Annotated in this window: 20 protein-coding genes; 13 read left to right on the top strand and 7 right to left on the bottom strand. The window is 53.0% G+C overall.

Annotation, left to right across the window (positions count from 1 at the left end):
- Positions 1-100 precede the first annotated feature (100 nt).
- The 4 genes from ACAW87_RS17560 to pepT are packed head-to-tail and all read left to right on the top strand — an operon-like array spanning position 101 to position 3522.
- Positions 101-1132 (top strand): aminotransferase class V-fold PLP-dependent enzyme, encoded by a 1032-nt coding sequence (locus ACAW87_RS17560; protein WP_370724938.1) that lies wholly within the window; start codon positions 101-103, stop codon positions 1130-1132.
- Between the two features lie 48 nt (positions 1133-1180).
- Positions 1181-1759, top strand: coding sequence for a MarC family protein (locus ACAW87_RS17555; protein ID WP_370724937.1), 579 nt, complete (start codon positions 1181-1183; stop codon positions 1757-1759).
- A gap of 38 nt (positions 1760-1797) precedes the next feature.
- Positions 1798-2265, top strand: coding sequence for a pyrophosphohydrolase domain-containing protein (locus ACAW87_RS17550; RefSeq protein ID WP_370724936.1), 468 nt, complete (start codon positions 1798-1800; stop codon positions 2263-2265).
- A 12-nt stretch (positions 2266-2277) separates the two neighbouring features.
- The gene (gene pepT, locus ACAW87_RS17545) at positions 2278-3522 is read left to right on the top strand and encodes a peptidase T (RefSeq protein WP_370724935.1); all 1245 of its coding nucleotides are present in this window, start codon (positions 2278-2280) and stop codon (positions 3520-3522) included.
- A 275-nt stretch (positions 3523-3797) separates the two neighbouring features.
- Here the strand turns inward: pepT and ACAW87_RS17540 are convergent, their stop codons facing one another.
- Entirely contained in the window at positions 3798-5162 is a 1365-nt protein-coding gene (locus tag ACAW87_RS17540; RefSeq protein ID WP_370724934.1) for an L-serine ammonia-lyase, read from the bottom strand.
- A gap of 74 nt (positions 5163-5236) precedes the next feature.
- Between ACAW87_RS17540 and ACAW87_RS17535 the strand changes: the two genes are divergently transcribed.
- Entirely contained in the window at positions 5237-6256 is a 1020-nt protein-coding gene (locus tag ACAW87_RS17535; protein WP_370724933.1) for a glycoside hydrolase family 113, read from the top strand.
- 156 nt (positions 6257-6412) lie between these two features.
- Here ACAW87_RS17535 and ACAW87_RS17530 read toward each other — a convergent pair whose 3' ends face one another.
- From ACAW87_RS17530 to ACAW87_RS17515, 4 genes are all read right to left on the bottom strand, one after another.
- Complete coding sequence (locus tag ACAW87_RS17530; RefSeq protein WP_370724932.1) at positions 6413-7456, bottom strand: ATP-grasp domain-containing protein; 1044 nt, start codon at positions 7454-7456, stop codon at positions 6413-6415.
- A 37-nt stretch (positions 7457-7493) separates the two neighbouring features.
- Positions 7494-8216, bottom strand: a complete 723-nt coding sequence (locus ACAW87_RS17525; protein WP_370724931.1) for an NRDE family protein — start codon at positions 8214-8216, stop codon at positions 7494-7496.
- Positions 8217-8441: 225 nt separating this feature from the next.
- Positions 8442-9947 (bottom strand): sigma-54-dependent transcriptional regulator, encoded by a 1506-nt coding sequence (locus ACAW87_RS17520; RefSeq protein ID WP_370724930.1) that lies wholly within the window; start codon positions 9945-9947, stop codon positions 8442-8444.
- Positions 9944-12292, bottom strand: coding sequence for an ATP-binding protein (locus ACAW87_RS17515; protein WP_370724929.1), 2349 nt, complete (start codon positions 12290-12292; stop codon positions 9944-9946). The genes ACAW87_RS17520 and ACAW87_RS17515 overlap by 4 nt, the downstream gene beginning before the upstream one ends.
- Positions 12293-12679: 387 nt before the next feature.
- Between ACAW87_RS17515 and ACAW87_RS17510 the strand changes: the two genes are divergently transcribed.
- Genes ACAW87_RS17510 through ACAW87_RS17475 form a run of 8 tightly spaced genes read left to right on the top strand, consistent with a single transcriptional unit; the run spans position 12680 to position 17183 of the window.
- Positions 12680-13159, top strand: coding sequence for a YHS domain-containing (seleno)protein (locus tag ACAW87_RS17510; RefSeq protein ID WP_370724928.1), 480 nt, complete (start codon positions 12680-12682; stop codon positions 13157-13159).
- 36 nt (positions 13160-13195) lie between these two features.
- Positions 13196-13633 (top strand): DoxX family protein, encoded by a 438-nt coding sequence (locus ACAW87_RS17505; protein ID WP_370724927.1) that lies wholly within the window; start codon positions 13196-13198, stop codon positions 13631-13633.
- Positions 13630-14187, top strand: coding sequence for a DinB family protein (locus ACAW87_RS17500; RefSeq protein ID WP_370724926.1), 558 nt, complete (start codon positions 13630-13632; stop codon positions 14185-14187). Before ACAW87_RS17505 ends, ACAW87_RS17500 begins: the two co-directional genes overlap by 4 nt.
- Before the next feature lie 10 nt (positions 14188-14197).
- Positions 14198-14824 (top strand): LysE family translocator, encoded by a 627-nt coding sequence (locus tag ACAW87_RS17495; protein WP_370724925.1) that lies wholly within the window; start codon positions 14198-14200, stop codon positions 14822-14824.
- A gap of 25 nt (positions 14825-14849) precedes the next feature.
- On the top strand, positions 14850-15296 hold the full coding sequence (locus tag ACAW87_RS17490) for a YHS domain-containing (seleno)protein (RefSeq protein ID WP_370724924.1): 447 nt from the start codon (positions 14850-14852) through the stop codon (positions 15294-15296).
- A 12-nt stretch (positions 15297-15308) separates the two neighbouring features.
- A complete protein-coding gene (locus ACAW87_RS17485) occupies positions 15309-16154 on the top strand; it encodes a hypothetical protein (RefSeq protein WP_370724923.1) in 846 nt (281 codons plus the stop codon).
- 22 nt (positions 16155-16176) lie between these two features.
- Positions 16177-16629, top strand: a complete 453-nt coding sequence (locus ACAW87_RS17480) for a DM13 domain-containing protein (RefSeq protein WP_370724922.1) — start codon at positions 16177-16179, stop codon at positions 16627-16629.
- Positions 16629-17183, top strand: a complete 555-nt coding sequence (locus ACAW87_RS17475) for an RNA polymerase sigma factor (protein WP_370724921.1) — start codon at positions 16629-16631, stop codon at positions 17181-17183. The genes ACAW87_RS17480 and ACAW87_RS17475 overlap by 1 nt, the downstream gene beginning before the upstream one ends.
- A 39-nt stretch (positions 17184-17222) precedes the next feature.
- On the opposite strand, the gene ACAW87_RS17470 is transcribed toward ACAW87_RS17475, so the two are convergent.
- The gene (locus tag ACAW87_RS17470; RefSeq protein ID WP_370724920.1) at positions 17223-19679 is read right to left on the bottom strand and encodes a TonB-dependent receptor; all 2457 of its coding nucleotides are present in this window, start codon (positions 19677-19679) and stop codon (positions 17223-17225) included.
- A gap of 144 nt (positions 19680-19823) precedes the next feature.
- Entirely contained in the window at positions 19824-21089 is a 1266-nt protein-coding gene (locus ACAW87_RS17465; protein WP_370724919.1) for an acetyl-CoA hydrolase/transferase family protein, read from the bottom strand.
- Between the last annotated feature and the right edge of the window lie 40 nt (positions 21090-21129).

Genomic DNA, 21129 nt, shown 5'->3' with positions numbered 1-21129 from the left:
CGTTGCGGTGGCTCTGCTAATAGATACGTTGGTTGTTTAGCAGAGCCACCGCAACGGCGGACCGGCTTAATTCTTAATTCTCAATTCTTAATTCTCTACCATGACAACCTTCTACCCTGGTCCTTCTAAGATTTACCCGCAGGTGGGCAGCTACGCGGCGGAGGCTTGCGCGTCGGGCATCGTGAGCATGAACCACCGTAGCCCTGAGTTTATGGCCGTTACGGAAGGGGCTATCCGGGGCGTTCGGCAAAAACTTAACGTACCTGAAAACTACCACGTTGCCCTGGTGTCGTCGGCTACCGAATGCTGGGAGATCGTAGCGCAATCGCTGACGAAACAGACGAGCCTGCACCCATACAGCGGCGCGTTTGGCAAAAAGTGGAAGGAGTATGCTCATCGGCTGAAACCCATGACCCAGCCCGACGAAGCCGATGTGTTGTGTGTGGTGCAAAACGAAACATCTAATGGAACGCAGGTACGTATGCCGGTTCTGGTCGAGTTTCGGGAAGATTTTCCGGATGCGCTTATCGCCGTCGATGCCGTTTCGTCGATGGCCGGTATTGTGCTCGACTGGACGTTGGCCGATGTGTGGTTCGCGTCGGTGCAGAAGTGTTTTGGTTTACCGGCCGGATTGGCGGTGCTGATCTACTCGCCACGGGCATTGCAAAGGGCCGAAGAAATTGGCGAAAACAACCACTACAATAGCCTGCTTTTCCTGCACGAAAATTTCCAGAAATTCCAAACGCCCTACACGCCGAACGGGTTAGGAATCTATCTGCTGAATCGCGTGATGGAGCAGGTGCCCAACATCGTTGAGGTAGACGCCATCACAACGCGCCGCGCTGCTGACTGGTACCGTTTTTTCGAGCAGGAAATGGCTGACTCGCCTTTCCAGGTGCTGGTCGATGAACCGGATTTGCAGTCTGATACGGTCATCGCCATTACAGGAGCCGAGGCCGATATTGCGGCGGTAAAGAAAGCCGCCAAACAGGCCGGATTGTTGCTCGGAAATGGATACGGCGACTGGAAAGATACTACGTTCCGAATCGCTAACTTCCCCGCCATTTCGGATGAAGAAATTAGTGAACTGAAAGACTTTTTCCGAGTAGCACCGAAGCTGAAACTTCGGTAGTCAAGGCCTGTCAATTACTACCGAAGCTGGAGCTTCGGCCCTACACATATGCTCGTTTTTAAAGAAATCATTTCCGTCACGCTGATCCTTTTCTCCGTGATCGATATTCTTGGTTCGCTGCCTGTCCTGATCGATCTGCGTAAGAAAACCGGCAAAATTGAGTCAGAGCGCGCCACCATCGTGTCGGGTGTGCTGATGATCGTTTTCCTGTTCGTTGGTGAACGAATCCTGAAGCTCTTCGGGGTCGATGTCGCCTCATTTGCCGTAGCCGGTGGCCTGATCATCTTCCTGATTGGGCTGGAAATGATTCTGGGGCGGACCATCTTCAAATCGGAGATCGAGTCGGGTGGGGCTACGCACATTGTGCCTATCGCGTTTCCGCTGATCGCTGGTGCAGGTACGTTGACCACACTCATCTCACTACGGGCTGAATACCAGACCGTTAATATTTTGGTCGGTATTGTCCTGAATCTGGTACTGATCTATGCCGTACTGAAATCATCGGAATGGCTCGAAGACCGCATCGGCCCCGGTGGACTGGAAGTGCTTCGCAAAATATTTGGTATTATCCTGCTCGCCATTGCCATTAAGCTTATTAAAACCAATCTGTTACCCACTACATTTTAATCTTCCTCCGGCTTCACCCTGCCGACAATTGACCAACTATGACGTCTCCCGATTCACTGAATGCCGTGGCTGAGTTCCACCGTACCTTTCACGCGCCTGTTCTCGATTCACCCCAAATTCCATCAGATGCCCGCTGCGGATTGCGTATCTCGTTGCTTGCCGAAGAACTGGACGAATTGCGCCAGGCCATTGCCGACGAAAACATCGTTGAAATTGCCGATGCGTTATGCGATCTGCAATACGTGTTGTCGGGTGCTGTGCTGGAATTTGGCCTGGGCGACAAATTCAATGCGCTTTTCAACGAAGTGCAGCGCTCGAACATGAGCAAAGCCTGCCTGACCATCGAAGAAGCCGAAGCAACCGTGGCGCAGTATACCGCAAAAGGGTTTCCGTGTCACTACAAAGAATCGGAAGGTAAATACCTTGTTTTCCGGGATGCCGACCATAAAACGCTGAAAAGTGTTAATTACTCGCCAGCCGATCTGGCCACTATTTTACAGGCCTAACCGCTCTTCGTTATGATCAACCCCGAAACCCTGACCGACCGTTTTCTCCGATATGTTCAGATCGACACCCAATCAGATCCGAATTCAGATGCTAGTCCAACCACCGAGAAGCAGAAAGACCTCGGCCGCGTGTTGGTGCAGGAACTGCTCGAACTGGGCATCAGCGACGCTGAACTGGACGATTTTGGCTATATCTACGCCACCATTCCCGCCACGCCAGGTATAGAAGACCGACCAACAATCTGTTTCTGTGCCCACATGGATACGTCGCCCGACGTGACTGGAGCCGGTGTAAAACCGATTATTCACTATCAGTGGGACGGTCGGGACATCGTGTTGCCGGACGTAGCCGAAGCAGGTGATTTGCCCATCGTTATTCGGCAGACCGATCACCCTGACCTGGCGGCTCAGATCGGTAATGACATTATTACGGCCAGTGGCACCACATTGTTGGGAGCCGATAATAAGTCGGGCATAGCCGCGATCATGGCGGCGACCGAGTTCCTGATGGCCAACCCGGACGTACCCCACGGGCGCATTCGGATTCTGTTTACACCCGACGAAGAAGTGGGCAAAGGAACGGCCAACATCGACATGACCAAGCTCGATGCGGCCTATGGCTATACCATCGACGGTGAGTCGCTGGGTACGTTGGAAGACGAAACGTTCTCGGCCGACGGCGTTAAAATCGTGATCCAGGGCGTGAGTACGCACCCAGGTTTTGCGAAAGGTAAGCTGGAAAATGCGCTGAAAATTGCGGGCGATATTCTAGCGGGTCTTCCGCAAAAACGCCTGTCGCCCGAAACCACGGAAGGGAAAGAGGGCTTTGTGCATCCAACCCATATCGAAGGCAATCAGGATCGGGTCGTGCTTGGATTCATCGTGCGTGATTTCACTACGACGGGCCTTCACGAACTCGAAACCATGCTTCAGAACCTACTGAACAAGGTACTGGCCGATTACCCAAACTCAACGGCTACCTTCTCGGTAACCGAACAATACCGGAACATGAAAGAGGTGCTCGACCGGCACCCCGCTGTTGTCGAAAACGCGCTGGAAGCCATTCGCCGCGCCGGACTGACGCCAAACCGCCGCAGCATTCGGGGCGGCACGGATGGTTCCCGCTTATCGTTTATGGGCCTTCCATGCCCCAATATCTTCGCCGGTGAACACGCGTTCCACTCCCGGCAGGAATGGGTTTCCGTTCAGGACATGCAAAAATCCGCTGAAGTGATTGTGCATTTGGTGCAGATTTAATAGGAGTTCAAAGTCCAAAGTTCAATGTTCAAAGTGGCTCTGCCGCAACGCTTTTGTCATCCCGACGACAGGAGGGATCTTGGCGTTCCTTTTAAAGGTGCCAGGCCCTCTCAGCAGGAACGCCAAGATCCCTCCTGTCGTCGGGATGACAAAAGCGCTGCCTGATTAAGACATGCTACCAAACTATGACATTTAACCAATTGAGTTGGTCAAGCACTTATCAGAATCTAGCACAGCAACTTTAGACATTAAACGTTAAACTTTGAACTTCTTTGTTAACATTCCGTCGCACTCAGCGCCAACCCTGCTTCGGAGGTTTCTTTGTATTTAGTCGACATGTCGCGGCCGGTGGCTTTCATGACTTTGATGACCGCGTCGAGCGAGATTTTCTGCATGCCTGGTGCGCCTGACGAGGCTAATAGGAAGGCGTTGTAGGCTTTCACGGCACCCATGGCATTCCGTTCGATGCACGGAATCTGAACGTACCCACCAATCGGATCGCAGGTCATGCCGAGGTGATGCTCGATGCCAATTTCGGCGGCCGATTCAATGGCGTCGATGCTGTGGCCCGCGCAGTGCGTGAGGAACGCCGCCCCCATCGCCGAGGCGGTGCCGATTTCGCCCATACAGCCCATTTCTGCCCCCGAAATACTGGCGTTATGTTTGACCAGAAAACCTATAGCCGCGGCGGCCAGCATGCCTTCGCGCAGGGTGGTTTTGCTATAGTGAAAATGATGCTTGGCCAGGTACGTTAGTCCCGGAATAACGCCCGAAGCGCCCGAGGTTGGGGCCGTGACAACAATACCGCCCGCCGCGTTCTCTTCTGAGGCAGCTAAACAGTACGCATTCAGGAAAATCAGAAAACTATCGGCACTTTGCGACAGCGAACGTGCCTGCTGGAATAATACAGGAGCTTTTCGGCGAAGTTTGATCGTTCCCGGCAACGTACCCCGGTGACGAAGCCCCCGCCGAACGGCCTTGTGCATGGCGTCGATGAGTTGGTCAAGCTTGAGGTTTACATCGCGCAGTGACCGGCCGGAAACCGCCATTTCATTGGCCAGAAGCACCTCAGCCAGTGGCAGGCCCGATTGGGTCAAGTGGGCTTTCAATTCTTTCATGGTGCTGTAGGGGTACGGCACCTTGGTATGTTTACTGGCGTCGGACGAGTCGCCCTTGCGAATGATGAAACCCCCGCCAATAGAGTAATATTCTTCGCTGGTCAGTAACTTGTCGCCGCTGGTCAGTTTAAGTACCATTGTGTTGGCATGCGGCGATTCGTAGCGAACCCGTTCGAAATGAAACGATGCCGCGCTGATGGGAATGACATTGTCGCCAACCTGAACGGGGTACGTTATGGCAGGGTCGCGGAGGATTTTATTCAGGGCGTCGGGGTCGGTGGTTTCGGGTTGCCAGCCCAATAAACCCGCCACAATGGCCCGGTCGGTGCCGTGGCCTTTGCCGGTGGCACTGAGTGAACCGTAGAGGTGAATATGAATAGAATCGGCTTTTATCAACTGATCAGGGCTTAACTTGGCGAGTCGTTGCACAAAATCAAAGGCCGCTTTCATGGGGCCAATGGTGTGCGAACTCGACGGGCCGGGACCAATTTTAAATAAGTCGAAAACGGAGGTGGTAATCATAGCTGTTGATGAAACGAGGAAGTATGCCTGCAATCTACCCAAATCCTATAAGTCAACTTACAAACATCGTCTGTTTGTTGTGCCTCTGTCTGGTCGCGTCCTGCCAGAATCAGCCGCCTTTCCGGCATGTAGGTGAACCGATTAGAGGTGCCAATCTGGTAGCGCCGCCCCGTAAACCCAACGATTCTACCTTGCGCGTGTTGCAAGCCGATGGCGGAACCTGGGTGGCGGTGGTGCCCTATGGCTTCTGTCGGAAAGATGATCCGCATTTTTTCTGGCATGGCAACCGCCCTCCGGGCGAACGGCGTGGTGGACAATGGTGGGGCGAAACGCCCGATGGCGTGGCCGAAACCGTGCAGATGGCGCGGGCGCAGGGACTTAAAGTGATGCTGAAACCGCACGTCTGGATGATGGGCGGCTCACACCTCGACTTGGCTTTCGAGAAAGAAGCCGACTGGCAATCGTTCGAGGCCGATTATCGCGGGTACGTGCTTGGTCACGCCCGTCTCGCCGATTCGCTGAAAGTGGATCTGTATTGCATCACCACCGAACTCGACAAGTTTGCCATAGCCCGGCCCGATTTCTGGAAACAACTTATAATCGATGTCAGGAAGATTTATAAAGGCAAACTGACCTACGCCGCCAACTGGGATCGCTACGATAAACTGCCCTTCTGGGATCAGCTCGATTACATCGGCGTTGATGCTTATTTCCCGGTCGCCGATGCCAAAACGCCCTCAGTGAAAGCGATGGTGCGCGGCTGGAAAAAACCGATTGCCGAACTCGCTGCGCTCAGTGCTACGTACCAGAAACCGATCCTGTTCACGGAGTTTGGCTACCGTTCCTGCGACTACACGGCAAAAACACCCTGGGAATCCGAGACGGACTGCCAGCCTAATTTGGAGGCACAGGCAAACGCCTACACGGCGCTTTATGAGGCGTTGAGCCCGCAGCCGTGGTTTGCGGGCGGTTTTCTCTGGAAGTGGTTTATGCTCGAACGCAACAGGCCCGGTGGTAATCACCGCGAACGTGATGCGTTTAGCCCACAAGGCAAACCTGCCGAAGATGCGTTGAAACAGATTTGGGTGAAGTAAAGAGTGTATCGCTTTCGCGTAGCCCTTCGACAGGCTCAGGGTGACAACTCACATCCAGATGTGAATGACGAACTTGGGTGAGCTTGTTACCCTGAGCCTGTCGAAGGGCACGTAGCGCGAAGCTTTATAAACCACCAATGCTTTGAAGGTCAGAATTTATTGTTTCCGGCTACGCTTCCAGAAGCGTAGGGCCTCGCGGAAGGTCATGTAGGCAATGCCCCGACGGTTGTTTTCGCGGCTGATGTCGTAGAGTACGCGCCAGTGGTGAAACAAAACCCGGTAGGCTTCCGGAAGCGAAAAACCGGGCTGGTAGATGTGCGCCGGCTCAGCCCCGGCCCCGTTCAGTTCCATGATTCGGATGTGCTGACCTGCGTGTAGATCAGCGATGCTCCGACAGCGCAGATCGTAGCGGCCAAAGTAAAAACCGTCGATAGACTGACTGATCTGGTCAAAAACTGCTGTGAGTTCAGGCGTAATCAGGTGGTTGGCATTCAGGAATTTGGTGCCTTTGCAGTGATTGCCTATTCCGACGAGCGTGATGGTTTCGTTAATCGCCGGAATCTCCTGAAAACGGTGGCCGAGCGTATGTGTCAGGACTGGTAACTGAAGGATAGCCCGTTCATTCTGGTGGATCAACTCCTCAATGCAGTTGCGCCCGTTCCCCCGAATAGTCAAAAATTCTTTCTGAACAATGGACGATACCACGCCCTGCGACTGTCCCGGCATTCGGTAATAAAAGACGCCGAGTTCAAGCGGCTCGTCTACGTATTCCTGAAGCAGAAAATCAAACGAGTGACTCTGCACATACTTGATTACGCCTGTCCAGTCGGTCAGCTTTTCGACCTGCCAGCCGCGCTCGCCGACGTTTGGTTTGGCAATAAGTGGGTACGTTAAGCCCAACTCGTCGATCCTGGTGAACAGGGCTTCTGTGTGGGTAGCTGCCGAAACAAATACCGTTTTTGGTTTGAACGCATCGCTAATCCGGTCAAGGATGTCGATTTTGGATTCGCCCAGCAAGCCACCAGTTTCGATGGATGGGTTGGCCGCCGAAAAAAAGAACAGGGAACGCGCTTTGATTGATAGCCAAAGCCAGTACAAGACAATAGGTGCGTAAACCACCTCAAACGGCCAGTACTCCCAGTGCCGAAGCCGTATGAAAAATGGGCTATTCAGCCTGAAAAAGGGTAGACGTGCCAGCAAAAATTGCCGTAGACCAGGCCGGCTAGTAATAGGTGAGCTAAGCGGTTGCATACGACGGACGGATGAGGGTGTGGGTAAGCGACTGCTGAGTGAAATCTTTGTAAATGAACTCGACCTGCGCTTCCTGATGAACAATGCTGCTGAGGCTGAGCGTAAGCAACTCATTGTTACGGTTCATACGCACGCTATTCGTTGAGTCGCCATCACCGGCGTTTTGATGAAACCATCGGATTGAGTCGACAGTCGGGTTAGGGTGCTGATGCTGCCAGTCACGAAACCAATCTTCGCGCTGTGCAATGATAATGGGCGAGTAGAGCGTCAACGACGACCAGATATGGGGGCGGTCTGGGTCTTTGTCATGCATGAACAACCGACTGCCATTCCAGCGCAATTCGACCAGACGACCTACTGTTGCGATCAGCAACGTAAATGGCTCAATGCCCTCGAAATCATACGTATCTGAGAAGTGGTCGATCGACGAATACGCGAAGAAATGGGGGATCACCAGCCCTCGGCTGTGTTTATAGGGCGGTGTAGGTACGTGCGCCGTAAAGGCACCATTGAGCAAACACACCGACACTGAGGCCGTGGCGGCAATCCAGGTGCCTTGCCCCAGCGGGTCTTTTGGAAACGTTATGTCCTGCTCATTAATTCGATACGTCTTCGGCTGCAGTGCCGACGGGCGAAGCACTCTTTCGTCGCGGCTGTGGGTCAGTATAAAGCCGTTATCAGTGAGCGGGAAGTAAGTGGCAGTGCACATGAGTCAGTAGGATATCTACCGAGCTATGTACAAGTGGTGTACCAGTATTTGAGATAGATTCAATGTGTTGTAAGTCAGCAAGTTGAATTAAATTTGTTGCCACTTCTTGTGCTTGTGTTTTACGATATTTCGTAAATGTTCCGTTAAATCGGGATGACAAAAGTGTTGCCAATCGACGTCTAGGAGTTAACTATACAGAGTAGTGAGCTAACAGGACGTACCTGGCTAGGTCGGACGCTGGATACCCAGTTTTTTCATGCGGGAGTCCAGCGTCGTTGGTATCATATCGAGGATTTTGGCGGCTCCGTTCTCTCCACTGACCTTCCAGCGGGTGTGTTCCAGCACGGCCAGAATGTGGTTTCGCTCACACTCCTCCATGGAGATCAATCCGGTCTTTTTAGGCAGGTTGTTTTTTCGGCGTAACCAGTCGCCTAGTTCCAGTTTCCGGCCCGGCGAAATAATCAGCGACCGTTCGATGACGTTTTCAAGTTCGCGGATATTGCCCGGCCAATGGTAGTCCATGAGCATTTCCAAAACCTGCGGTGCAATGATCTCGATCCGACGGCCGATGTTGGGGCCGTGTTTGTCGCAGAAGTGTCTGACCAGTAGCGGAATGTCTTCTTTTCGTTCACGCAGGGGCAGGCTCAGGATCGGGAACACGTTGAGCCGGTAGTATAAATCTTCCCGGAATCGACCCTCGTTGATCTCTTTTTCCAGATCCCGGTTCGTTGCCGCAATCACCCGAACATTCACCTTCAGTGTTTTGGAGCTGCCTACCCGTTCAAACTCGCCTTCCTGCAATACCCGCAGGAGTTTGGCCTGTAAGTCAATCGGCATTTCGCCAATTTCGTCGAGGAAAATAGTGCCGCCGTCGGCTAGCTCAAATCGACCGGTTTTTTGCGTGGTAGCACCCGTAAATGCGCCTTTTTCATGGCCGAAAAGTTCGCTTTCGATGAGGGTGGCGGGCAGGGCGGCGCAGTTGATCTTAACCAGCGTCTTGTTCTTTCGGCTGCTCCGGTTGTGAACGGCCCGCGCCAGCAGTTCCTTACCGGTACCCGATTCGCCAAGAATCAGCACCGACGTATTCGTAGGAGCCACCTGCTCGACTTGCAGAAGCACCCGACCAAATGCTTTACTCTGACTAACGATTTCCTCAAACCGGATGCTTTGTTTCAGTTCATCGCGCAGGTACGTGTTTTCGGCTTGCAGCTTGTTTTTGAGTTGCTCCACTTCGGTCAATGCAGCTGACAACTGGGCTGTTCGTTCGGCAACCCGATGTTCCAGTAAAGCGTTGGCGGTTTCAAGTTCGCAGTGTAAGCGCCTCAACGTCAAGTGAGTGTTGATCCGGGCCAGCACTTCCTGTAACTGAAATGGTTTGGTGATGTAATCGACCGCGCCCATGTTGAAGCCGTTTACCTTGTCGATGGTTTCGGAAAGGGCCGTCATGAACAGCACCGGAATTGGCTGTGTGGTATCGATCTGTTTCAGGCGGCGGCAGGTTTCGAAACCATCCATACCGGGCATCATAATATCCAGCAAAATGAGGTCCGGGTGCGCCAGTTGAGCCTGTTCAATCGCACTTTTACCATCACGGGCCACCAGCACTTTATACCGGAACCGGGTCAGGGTCTCGTACAACACACTGATGTTGTTGGGCATATCGTCGACGATCAAAATCGTGGACTGACTACCTATGTTGTCGGCTTTGTCGTCGTCAGGGAAAGCGTTCATGCCGTTTTCAAGCAGGTTTGAAGGTACTTTTTGATGGCGCGGGTATCGAAGTCATTGGCCGCCCGCCGAATACGGTCTACAAATGGCTGGGAGGCCGGGTAAGCCGTTTCCAGGTCGGCCACCTGAATCAGAATTTCCTGGATATCACCCATCCTGGCCAGTCGATACAGTGCCTCCAGATCTGCCTGACCAGGTAATTGCCACTGCACGTTCTGCTTGCGCGTGCTTTGCGGTCCGGCGGCTACGTCGGTTAGGGTGCTGGTTTGCCAGGTCAGGTTCAAGTGTTGGCCAATTTTTGCAAGTAACAGGGTTAGGTCAACCGGTTTTGGGATAAAATCGGAGAAACCGGCTTGCCGGCATTGTTGCCTGTCCTGCTCGAAAACCCGCGCCGAAAAGGCGAAAACTTTCGTGTTGGTCAAGGCCGTATCTGTATGAAGCTGGGTAAGGGCCTCGAATCCATCCTGATAGGGCATGGCCAAATCGAGCAGAATCAGATCAGGCGCGTGGGCTTTCGCCTGTTGATGGATTGCGCGGCCATCCGTGACTTCAATCACCGTAAAACCCAGCGGCCGAAGCAGGTTTGTGAGAATAGAGCCACTTTCCCAGGCGTCATTGGCCACCAGAATTGTTTTCCGGTCCCCCTCGTAGCCTACGATTGTCTCTTCACTTTTTGTGGTCGACGTGGTTGGTAGCAGGGCGGGTTGGGCTGTAACAGCGGGGAGCGCCAGCGAAAGTCTGAACTGGGTCCCCCGCCCTGTCTGACTTGCCACGTAGAGGTGCCCCTGCATCAGGCGCACGAGCTGGTCGGTAATGGATAACCCCAGGCCAGTGCCTTCCACAAAATCAGCCGACTCCCGAATCTGCTGGAAGGGCATAAAAATAGTGGACAGTTGTTCGTCTGGAATGCCAACCCCTGTGTCTTCAATGGTAAACAGAATGGCTGGTAGTTCGGAGTCAGGTACGTTGTTGGTTGAGCATTCAGCACTAAATGTAACGGAGCCGGCCGGGGTGAATTTGACAGCATTACCCAGTAGATTGAGCAGCACCTGTCGAAGTTTACGCTCGTCGCCAGTTACCCAGCCGGGTAGGTCATCGGCCAGGTACGTTACCAGTACAAGCCCTTTCTGGTCGGCCCGAATCTGAATTTGCTGGATGATGTTGTGCAGCAGTTCGGGCAGGTAAAAAGCCTCGGCATGAACTTCCATTTTGCGGGCTTCAATCTTCGAGAGGTCCAGCACATCGTTGATGAGCGACAACAAGCTTTCGGCGCAGTCGTGCATGACTTTTACGCCTTTTTGTTGACTATCAGTCAATTGTGGGTCTCGTTTAAAGAGTTGCGTGTAGCCCATGATACCGTTCAGCGGTGTGCGAAGTTCGTGGCTCATCGTGGCCAGAAAATCGCTTTTGGCGCGGTTGGCGGCTTCGGCCTCTTCTTTTGCCGTGGCTAATTCAAGTGTGCGGGCCACCACGGTTGCTTCCAGTTGTTCCTGAATGTGCAATAGCCGTTCTTCAGCTACTTTCCGGCCAATTTCAGCCCCCGACCGGGCGGCCAATACCCGCAGAATACCGACGTACTTGTGGTGATTGGTCATGGGCCGGGAGTCACTAACGGCCAGGTGCCCAATTACTTCACCGGCTTTATCGTGGATGGGTACGCCCAAATACGATTCCAGCCCAACTCCCTGGCTGAAGTTCATGGCTACGTCGGTGGGGCAGTAGAAGTCACGATCTCTCATCACAATGTCGCAGGGGGTGCCCGCTACGTCGTACTCCACATTTTCCAGAAGGGTACTATTGGCGCTGAAAGCCAGCGTTCTGATGCGCGTTCTGTCGAGGTTCGCGCATTCGGTCACGGTGGCGTATTGCACGTGTAGGGTGGTAGTCAATTGCTGAACCAGCGACTGAAAAAAATCCATTCCAATGTCGGCGGCGGTTCCTTCTGAAATGCACCGGAGTGTTTCGTCGAGTTGTGACCGTTCTGTTACGTCGCGTATAAAACAGCAGAGGTAGTTGGTGTCGTTTAACCGGACGAAATTCATACCTACTTCAGACTGGCGTTGTTGGCCGTCGCGACGTACCTGAGTCAGATCCAGAGTTAGTGTATGTTGTTGCTCCAGCGACTGCCACAGGGCGTCGAACGCAAGTGGGCTGGTATCGGTATGAAGATCCGTGTAGTTGAGTAGCCTGATCTCGGTGGGCAAATAGCCAAGCTGATGGCAGGCTGCCTGATTAGCCCGGCTAACTCGCCCTTCGCGATCGAATAGTAAAATAGGCTCCAGTGCATTCTCGACGGTGAAATGCGAGAGCCGTAGCACGTTGTATGGAATGGCGGAGGAAGCTTTCATTCGGTAAAATCACTGATTTACAGGTACGTATCTGCGGTTCGAATATATGATTAACCTCGCAATTCGCGGTCCGAAGAATAGCTGGTGCACAAGAAAGAGCCTGAGGCGCTATAGGTGGCTGTTTGAGCGATTCGGACTGGTTCCCCAAGAAGGTATCTGCTGATTTGGCCACCCGGTTATTTCGTAAAGGTTACGAAATATCGTGAAAATTACAGCCGCTTGGTACGGTGCAGGTACGTTCATGACGAGCTGTTTTCGTTGATTTCAGCGCATCAGAGGCTTTTTACAAGTTCTTGCACTGACTGGAATAGAATTTGGCAAGTAGTCTGTGTTGGCATACCGGGAATATCGGTTCTGCCAATCGTCAATAGATAGTCAGACCTTACCATGAAAACATTGCCGCTCGCTCTCTTCCTGTTTACCATGCTCACTTCCTTGCAGGGTATTGCTCAATCAAATCCGGCGGTGCGGAAACAGCAGTTCAATCTCGACAATGGACTAGCCATTCAGGGCTATGATCCCGTGGCATATTTCAGCCAGAAAAAAGCGGTAAAAGGTATTGCTTCCCAGAGCTACAGCATTAAAAATGTCACCTACCGGTTTTCGACTGTAGCCAATCTGAAAGCCTTCCAGGAACACCCCGAACGATATGAACCGCAGTACGGGGGCTGGTGTGCCTACGCGATGGGCGCGGCTGGCGAGAAAGTCGAGGTCGATCCAGAAACGTTCAAGATCGTGGACGGGAAGCTCTTCCTGTTCTACCACACGTTCATCAACAACACCCTGACCAAGTGGAACCGCGACGAGGCGAACCTTCACAAGAAGGCAGATACCAACTGGTCAAAACTGACGGGCTCAGCCTCGTAGCTCATTCTCATACGACCCTTCCAAAAACTATCAAACATGAAAAAGTCATTCACGTACCTGCTTTGGGCTGCCCGATTGGTAGCGGCTATCATTCTGTTGCAGACCCTGTATTTCAAGTTTCTGGGTCAGCCCGAATCCGTTTATATCTTCTCAATGCTGGGCGTTGAACCCTGGGGCCGGATTGGGTCGGGCGTGGTTGAACTGATTGCATCGGTGCTCATTCTGATTCCGCGCACAAGCTGGTTTGGTGCCGCCCTGGGACTGGGTGTGATGGCTGGGGCTATTTTGTCGCACCTCACTGTGCTGGGTATTGATACACTCGGCGACGGGGGCTATCTGTTTTTTCTGGCACTCGTGGTTGCGGTTAGCTGTGCTACCATTCTCTGGATGACGCGCTTCCAGTGGGGCATCATCGTGTATCGGTTCGGTCAGCGGCTATCGGGGAAACAAACGGTAAAGCCAGTCAGCAGATGAGTGCACTGCAATTTCCACCTGCCAGTAACCCCTTCATTGCCATGTCTCTGACCGCAGCAAGTGCCGATATACTGGCGAAGCTCACCAACGTAATTAGCCAACTGACCAACGAGCAGTATGCCCGTGCGTTACCGGTACTGTCGGGAAACACCATTGGCAGGCATGTACGGCATATTCTGGAGTTTTATGAACTGCTGGTGAAAAGCCCGCAAACCGGAAGGCTCAACTACGATCAACGTCAGCGCGATCTGCCGCTCGAACGACAGGCCGACGAAGCCCTGCGCCGGATTGGGCACCTTAATGTACTGATCCACCAACTCAACCTGGACCAACCGTTGCTGCTCGAAGCCGATCTGTCGGTTGCTGGTGCAGGTACGTTGTGCCTAACATCGTCGATTGCCCGCGAATTGCTGTATAACATGGAGCATGCCATTCATCATATGGCCCTGATTCAGGTAGCGGTTCAGCACGCTTTTTCAGGAATCGATTTGCCCCCACATTTTGGGATTGCCTACTCAACAGTTCAACACGAACAGGGCGTTCATGCTCACTAACCCTCCTGCCATGCTCCCTCTGTTTTTGCTTGTTAGCGCAATCAGTTTCGCCGGGTCCATTCATCCGGGAAGCGTAAATCTGGCTGTGGTACAGGCTACACTCAGCCAGAGCAGGCGGGCCGGATTGTGGCTGGCGTTGGGCGGTAGTTTACCTGAGGTTGTGTACAGCGCCCTGGCGGCCGGTGGCCTGATGCTTATTCCGGCCGATTCCCGTTGGTGGATTGTCCTGATATACCTGCCTATTCCGGTATTGCTACTGGCCGGGGTTGCTTCGTTTCGGCAGAAGCCATTGGTGTTAAATCAGCAAACAGATTCAAGTACGTTGGCTCCGTTCTGGAAAGGAGTGGTGCTTGCTGGTACTAACCCGCAGTTGATTCCTTTCTGGTCGGCGGTGTGGCTGTATCTGAGCAGTACGCGGCTCGTATCGGTGGGCGATTCGGCCAGCCAATGGGCGTTTGCGCTGGGTACGTCGGCGGGGGCATTTGCGCTGCTGGTTGTTGTTGCCTTTCTGACCCATTGGCAACGATACCGGATCGTTTCTTACCTCAACGGGCGGCTGCTCAACCAACTTGCCGGCGGCGCTTTCATCGGAATGGCGTTGTGGCAGGCTGTGAAGGTTTTTAGTAATAAATTCTAATTATTTGTTTGTAAATCAATGTATTATGAAGAATACAGTATTGCGTCTGCTTCTTCTCTGCCTACTAACAACAACGGCCACAGTTGCCCAAAAACCGGCTGTATTTGCGCCGGGGGGAAACGCTATTCGAGGATATGACCCGGTGGCTTATTTCACGGATGGTAAACCCGTAAAAGGCGACTCGACCTTTTCGTACATCTACGATGGTGCTAACTGGTTATTCGCCAGTGCCGACCATCTGGCCCGATTCAAAGCCGCTCCTTCTAGTTACGCACCTCAATACGGTGGCTACTGCGCCTACGGGACATCACGTGGCTACAAGGCACCCACCGAACCCGACGCCTGGACAATCAACGACGGTAAGCTTTACCTGAATTATAACCTGAAAGTTCGGACGGAGTGGGATAAGGATCGCGCTGGCTACATTCAAAAAGCGGACGCCAACTGGCCCAACATTAAAAACAAGAATTAACTCACCTTCTCCATGAAACACACGACAATTTCGCTTATCGCTTTCTTTGTTCTGGTCCCAATGCTTGTTCAGGCGGGTGGGCCTTGGGTGAGGGGTTACCGAAAGGGCTTTTTGCAGATCGGCTATTCCGGCCTGTATTATGATGGTGTTTTTGGCCCGAGTGGGTCAGAACAGGCTTCGTTTCGGCCAACCAGCGATGTTACCTGGCAACTGTACGCTGAATATGGCTTTGCCAAAGGGTGGGAGGTGCGCGGCGTGCTACCTTACAAAAGGCTCAGTACAGGAACCAGTACCAATACGCTGGAAAACCCCGTTCCGGCAGGTACGTTGTCGGGCCTGGGCAATATTGGCCTGGGTGTGAAAAGGGCCATTCTCGACGGCCCGGTGAAGCTGAGCGTGGGCGTTGATGCGTTGGCCAATACCTTCACCAACAACGATCGTCTGGGGCTCCGTACCGGTTACGAAGGCTGGACGGTGTTGCCGTATCTATCGTTGGGGTCGGGTGGGAAACGTACTTATTTCTATGCGGAAGTGGGGTACGGATTCATGACCCAGAACTACAGCAACTTTCTGAAGCTGAACGGTGAGTTTGGCTATCAGGTGCATCCGCGCTTGTGGGTGGCTGGTACGCTCGATTTCCGGTTGCCTGCCCGAAACGGCCCTTTTTTCAACACAGAAGCCTATCAGTTTACGGGCACGTACCTGAACGACCAGCAGTTTCTGGGAACGGGCATAAAAGCCGCTTACGATATTGTGCCCGACAAATTGGGCTTAACGGCCAGTGCCATCGGTGCATTGTCGGGTGAGAATGTGCCTTTCTCGCGGTCGTACAATGCCGGTATTTTCATTAAATGGTAAATCAACTATCACATTCTGACTTATGAAACGATATGTGCTAAGTGCCATTATGGGTCTGTTAGGCCTGATGGCCAGTTGCCGTTCCTCAGAAATGACGGCCGACCCAACCCCGATGATGACGACCATGCCGGGAAGCACCACTACCACTACTGTAGACACCACCGGCCAGACGTCACTTGCGAGAGGGACATTTATGAGTAACGTACACCCGACAAGCGGAACGGTCAGTGTGGTTCAGAAAGGGGGAAAGCAAACGCTCGTCTTCACCAATTTTAAAACGGATGGGGGTCCGGATTTGCGGATTTACCTGGCCGAAAACACCGGACTACGCAACTTCATCGAGGTTTCCAGACTACCTGGCGGCGGTAACTTTTCGGTTGATCTACCCGCCGAAGCTGACCCTACGAAACAGCGCTATGTGCTCATCTGGTGCAAAGCATTTTCTGTTCTATTTGGCAATGCTGAGTTAAAGTGATGGTTACCAACTTTAAAGATGAGTTTGTATTGACCGAGCAACTTCGCCGCCGGGATGAACGGGCTTTCAGGTGGCTCTACAACCGATATTCGGCTTCGTTGGCGTGGCAGATCCAGAAGGTCATTCATGATCATGACCAGGCTGAGGATCTGTTGCAGGATGTTTTTGTCAAAATCTGGCAACACATAGATCGGTACGATGCCAGCAAAGGACGACTGTATACCTGGATGTGCAATGTGGCCCGCCACACCGCTATTGATGCCGGACGGGCCAGCACAACCAGAAGCCGCCCTGCTACCAGTCATCTTCTACCCATCGATGAGCAAACGACTTACCTGATCGATCAGGTAAGTCGTTTGCCGCCCATAAATACAGACCGGATCGGGGTTAAATCCCTATTGGCAACGCTTTCACCACAGCATCAGCAACTGGTTACGTTGTTGTACTTTCGTGGGTACACGCAACAGGAAGCCGCCGACGAACTGTTTTTGCCGGTAGGTACCGTAAAAACACGCCTTCGGAGCGCCCTGAGGGGGTTGAGGCAGTTGTTTTGAGGCGGTCGGCGTGTTGATTTTAACCGGGAAGGGGGATCGCTAAAATTCTTTATCGCCAAACTCGTTGCCCGGTAGTTTAGCCCGCTTGCTTACCTGACGGAACGAATAGCTCAGGTTGATCAGGAACACATCTTTTTCCTGAATGTAATTCGTCGTGGTGTAAAAATCTTTTCCTCTGGTGGTGATACGTTGCTCATTGGTGGGTAAGACGCCAAGCCCGATGTTTTGCCACTGCGCCATAATGGTTAGCCGGCTTGCCAGAAGGCTCTTTTTGACTGACATATTCGGACTAAGAAAACGAGAATCTTCGCCTTGTGCCGTAATACGGCGGGAGAGATAGTTTACGTTGGCCTGCCAGGTAAGCGTTGGGCTGAGCTGCACCGTCGAATTGGCGTTGACTGAATAAACCCAGGCTGCCCGATCGAAAACCACTTCATTCTGAAATAATTGCCCCGATTGCGTGTACCGGTACACCGTTCCTCCCAAATACACTTTCCAGCTTTTGGTCAGCTTCAGGTCTGTGGCCAATTCAATGCCCAGCCGCTGTGCCTGCCCCGCATTCGTGTAAATACGGCTCAGGATGGTGTCGGCAAAGACCTTGTTTACCCGGTTAATGACGTTTTGAACACCCTGATAGTAGACTGTAGCCAATAGCGTACTCCGACCGACCTCTTTGCTCAACCCTAGTTCGGCCAGATTGACAAACTCGGGCAACAGATTTGGATCACCCTGTTCGAGGGTTTCTGAGTGCTCGCGTTCGGGCAGTGGGTTCAGGGCAAAGTTGCTGTTGCGCTGCACCCTACGGCTAAAACCGGCTCGCAGGGCTACTCCCGCTTTGGGCTTGTAGAGTAGGTTGAATGACGGAAACAAGTTATTGAGTGTGAGATAGTACATCTGGTTACGAGGCAGCGACAGCACCGATCGGATGGCGTGTTCGTAGCGCAAACCAACTGTATAATCTACCGTTTTGCTCACCGCACCGAATTGACTATAAACGCTGTGGATGTGGCTGATGATCGCCGTGCGCCCGGTAAAGCCCGGTACAACCAGCAGGGGTAGGCCATTGCCGTCCTGTTGGCTGTAGCGATAATCGCCCGAGTCGTCTTGATACCGGTACTGATAACCGCCTTCCAGCTTGCCGCCCCAGATAGGCAGGGTTGCATCGAGATTGGTCCTGAAGTTCTGGATCGGTCGGTACGTGGTTGAGTACGAATACTGTAAGGTGTCGGCGTAGTTGGTCTGGTTCAGGTTACGGTTCGAGGTAAAGCCGTCGATGAGGTCATACTCGTACAAAGCACCGGCGCTGAGGGTGGCCTTACTCGTAAACGTATGGGTGTAGTCGAGGTTTGCCGTGTAGAACCGCCCTCCTTTGCGCACCAGATTGCTGTTGAAATAAGCCCGCTGACCCAGTAGCTGACCGGTTTGAAGTGATGAAGTCGTGTTGGTGTACAGGATATCGGCCAGGCGGTCTTCGGTACGCTGACTCTGGTAAAGGCCCAGATTCCAGGTGGTTGATTTGCTGGGTACGTAGGCAATGGCCAGCCGGTTGGTGAAGGTGTACCGGTCGAAACTCCGCTCACCGGTTGATGGAAACCGAGTGATGCGATTGCCAATGGTCGTGCTCACATCACCTTCGCGCCGACCGGCAACATCGTTGCGGATATAGGCCGAACTAAGGGCCACATCCCAGCGGGCCGAGCGGTAATTCAGCGTCAGATCAGGGCTGTACCGGACTGGGTTTTTGGCATTGCCAAACGCATGGGTACTTGGCAGACCAATCAGGCCGTTTACCTGCGCCGACCAGCCTTCATCAATGCCCTTCTTGGTTATGATCGAAATGATCCCTGCCTTACCGTCGGGGTCATAGCGTGCGTTTGGCGTGGTGATCACCTCGATCGACTCGATGCTGTTGGCAGGAAGCTGGTTCAGTAACGTACCCAGGTTGGCTTGTACCGGTTTGCCGTTCAGCAGCACCATAAAGCCGTTGGCTCCCCGAAGGCTTACGTCACCCTCGGCGTTGATGGTCAGGCCCGGCAGGTTGCGAAGCACGTCGGTAGCTGTACCGCCAGCTGCCGATTGAAATTGAGCGGCTCGGTACGTCTGGCGGTCTGCCTGAATGATAACGTCAGCCCGCTGTCCGGTGACGGTTACTTCATTAAGCAGTTTAGAGTCACCTTCCAACAATAACGTATCCATGTCAAGCGCCTCACCAGGATCAAGGGTTATGGGGACCGATACAGGTTTGTAGCCAACGAAGAAAGTCCGCAACGAATAGGTGCCTGCCCTGGCGTTGAGAATTCGATACAGTCCGGTTGAGTCAGAAATGGCGCCGCCAACAGCTACCGAATCGGGTAGGCGAAACAGCGCTACGCTAACAAACGGAACGGGCTGGTTGGTACCTTTATCAAGTAGTCTACCACTTACCGTTGACTGAGCATTGGCGACCAACTGAAGGCCGATTAATCCAATGAGCAAACTCAATAATCGTCTTTCCATAATCGGACTAAATGGCTGTTATCTGTATCAATCTGCAAGTACAGCACGTTTGTGTTCCCGATTACATCACCGGCATCGATTTGATGATTTATTAAACAGCTATGTTGCCTAAACACCTAGGGGTTTAGGCAACATAGCTGTTTATCACAGTCGGCCGAACCGTGCGTGAGCTTCTCGTTCGAGTAATTCGCGGTGGTCGGGGTGGGCAATGTTGATGAGTAACCGGGCGCGCTGACGGAGGTTTTGGCCATACAGGTCGGCGATGCCCCACTCGGTCACCACAAAATGCACGTGGGCGCGCGTGGTGGTTACGCCGGCTCCTTCTTTCAGGAAAGGTACAATCTTGCTGAACCCTTTGCTGGTTACCGAAGGTAATGCAATGATGGGTTTGCCGCCCTCTGATAACGACGCGCCCCGCACGAAATCCATCTGACCGCCCACGCCCGAATACTGCATGGTGCCGATCGTATCCGCGCAAACTTGCCCGGTCAGGTCAATTTCAATGGCGGAATTGATCGCCGTCACTTTCGGGTTTCGCCGGATGATCGATGTATCGTTGGTGTAGCTCGCCTGTTTCATGGCCACAGCGGGATTGTCGTGAATGAAATCGTACACGCGCTGACTGCCCATGACAAAGCTGGACACAATGCGGTAGGGGAGAACGGTCTTGTGTTCACCCGTAATTACGCCACGTTCTACCAGATCAATGATACCGTCGGTAAACATCTCGGTATGAATGCCCAGCCCCTTGTGATGAATGAGTTCAGCCAGGGTAGCGTTGGGGATGCCGCCAATGCCTAATTGAAGCGTAGCCCCGTCTTCGACCAGACTCGCCACGTACTGACCAATTTTCCGATCGGTGGCGTCAATTTCGCCGGGCAATACTTCATAAATAGGCTCGTCGACTTCGATAGACGCGTGGAGCATCGAGAAGGGAATAAGCCCGTCGCCGTGGGTACGTGGCACGCGGGGATTCACCTGCGCAATCACGTATTTGGCCGACCGGATAGCCGCCAGCGACACATCGACCGAGGGGCCAAGCGAACAGAAACCATGTGCATCAGGTGGCGATACCTGAATCAGGGCTACGTCGATGGGTAAAATATTCCGGCTAAAAAGCAGCGGTATCTCGCTCAGGAAAATGGGTACGTAGTCGCCAATGCCCTGCGCCAGTTGTTTGCGCATATTGGCCCCGATAAAAAACGAATTTGGTTTGAAAATGCCTTCGTATTGCGGTTCCAGATAAGGGAGCCGGCCTTCGGTGTGGATGTGGCAAATTTCTACGTCGCGGAGGCGGTCGGCCTGATCAACCATGGCCTGAATGAGCACATGGGGCGTTTGGGCGACGCTATGGATGAATACGCGGTTGCCGCTTTGAATTGCAGAAACGGCTTGTTCGGGAGTTGTCATGGTAGGTTGTGTCTGACGATATCGTCACACCATCAAAACC

The organism is Fibrella aquatica, from assembly GCF_041321135.1.
Taxonomy (GTDB): Bacteria; Bacteroidota; Bacteroidia; order Cytophagales; family Spirosomataceae; genus Fibrella; species Fibrella aquatica.
This window is presented reverse-complemented; position numbering and strand designations above follow the sequence as displayed.

Coding starts and splice junctions, on each gene's coding strand:
- ACAW87_RS17560 (WP_370724938.1), top strand. CDS start 101: ATGACAACCTTCTACCCTGGTCCTTCTAAGATTTACCCGCAGGTGGGC.
- ACAW87_RS17555 (WP_370724937.1), top strand. CDS start 1,181: ATGCTCGTTTTTAAAGAAATCATTTCCGTCACGCTGATCCTTTTCTCC.
- ACAW87_RS17550 (WP_370724936.1), top strand. CDS start 1,798: ATGACGTCTCCCGATTCACTGAATGCCGTGGCTGAGTTCCACCGTACC.
- pepT (WP_370724935.1), top strand. CDS start 2,278: ATGATCAACCCCGAAACCCTGACCGACCGTTTTCTCCGATATGTTCAG.
- ACAW87_RS17540 (WP_370724934.1), bottom strand. CDS start 5,162: ATGATTACCACCTCCGTTTTCGACTTATTTAAAATTGGTCCCGGCCCG.
- ACAW87_RS17525 (WP_370724931.1), bottom strand. CDS start 8,216: ATGTGCACTGCCACTTACTTCCCGCTCACTGATAACGGCTTTATACTG.
- ACAW87_RS17520 (WP_370724930.1), bottom strand. CDS start 9,947: ATGAACGCTTTCCCTGACGACGACAAAGCCGACAACATAGGTAGTCAG.
- ACAW87_RS17515 (WP_370724929.1), bottom strand. CDS start 12,292: ATGAAAGCTTCCTCCGCCATTCCATACAACGTGCTACGGCTCTCGCAT.
- ACAW87_RS17510 (WP_370724928.1), top strand. CDS start 12,680: ATGAAAACATTGCCGCTCGCTCTCTTCCTGTTTACCATGCTCACTTCC.
- ACAW87_RS17505 (WP_370724927.1), top strand. CDS start 13,196: ATGAAAAAGTCATTCACGTACCTGCTTTGGGCTGCCCGATTGGTAGCG.
- ACAW87_RS17500 (WP_370724926.1), top strand. CDS start 13,630: ATGAGTGCACTGCAATTTCCACCTGCCAGTAACCCCTTCATTGCCATG.
- ACAW87_RS17495 (WP_370724925.1), top strand. CDS start 14,198: ATGCTCCCTCTGTTTTTGCTTGTTAGCGCAATCAGTTTCGCCGGGTCC.
- ACAW87_RS17490 (WP_370724924.1), top strand. CDS start 14,850: ATGAAGAATACAGTATTGCGTCTGCTTCTTCTCTGCCTACTAACAACA.
- ACAW87_RS17485 (WP_370724923.1), top strand. CDS start 15,309: ATGAAACACACGACAATTTCGCTTATCGCTTTCTTTGTTCTGGTCCCA.
- ACAW87_RS17480 (WP_370724922.1), top strand. CDS start 16,177: ATGAAACGATATGTGCTAAGTGCCATTATGGGTCTGTTAGGCCTGATG.
- ACAW87_RS17475 (WP_370724921.1), top strand. CDS start 16,629: ATGGTTACCAACTTTAAAGATGAGTTTGTATTGACCGAGCAACTTCGC.
- ACAW87_RS17470 (WP_370724920.1), bottom strand. CDS start 19,679: ATGGAAAGACGATTATTGAGTTTGCTCATTGGATTAATCGGCCTTCAG.
- ACAW87_RS17465 (WP_370724919.1), bottom strand. CDS start 21,089: ATGACAACTCCCGAACAAGCCGTTTCTGCAATTCAAAGCGGCAACCGC.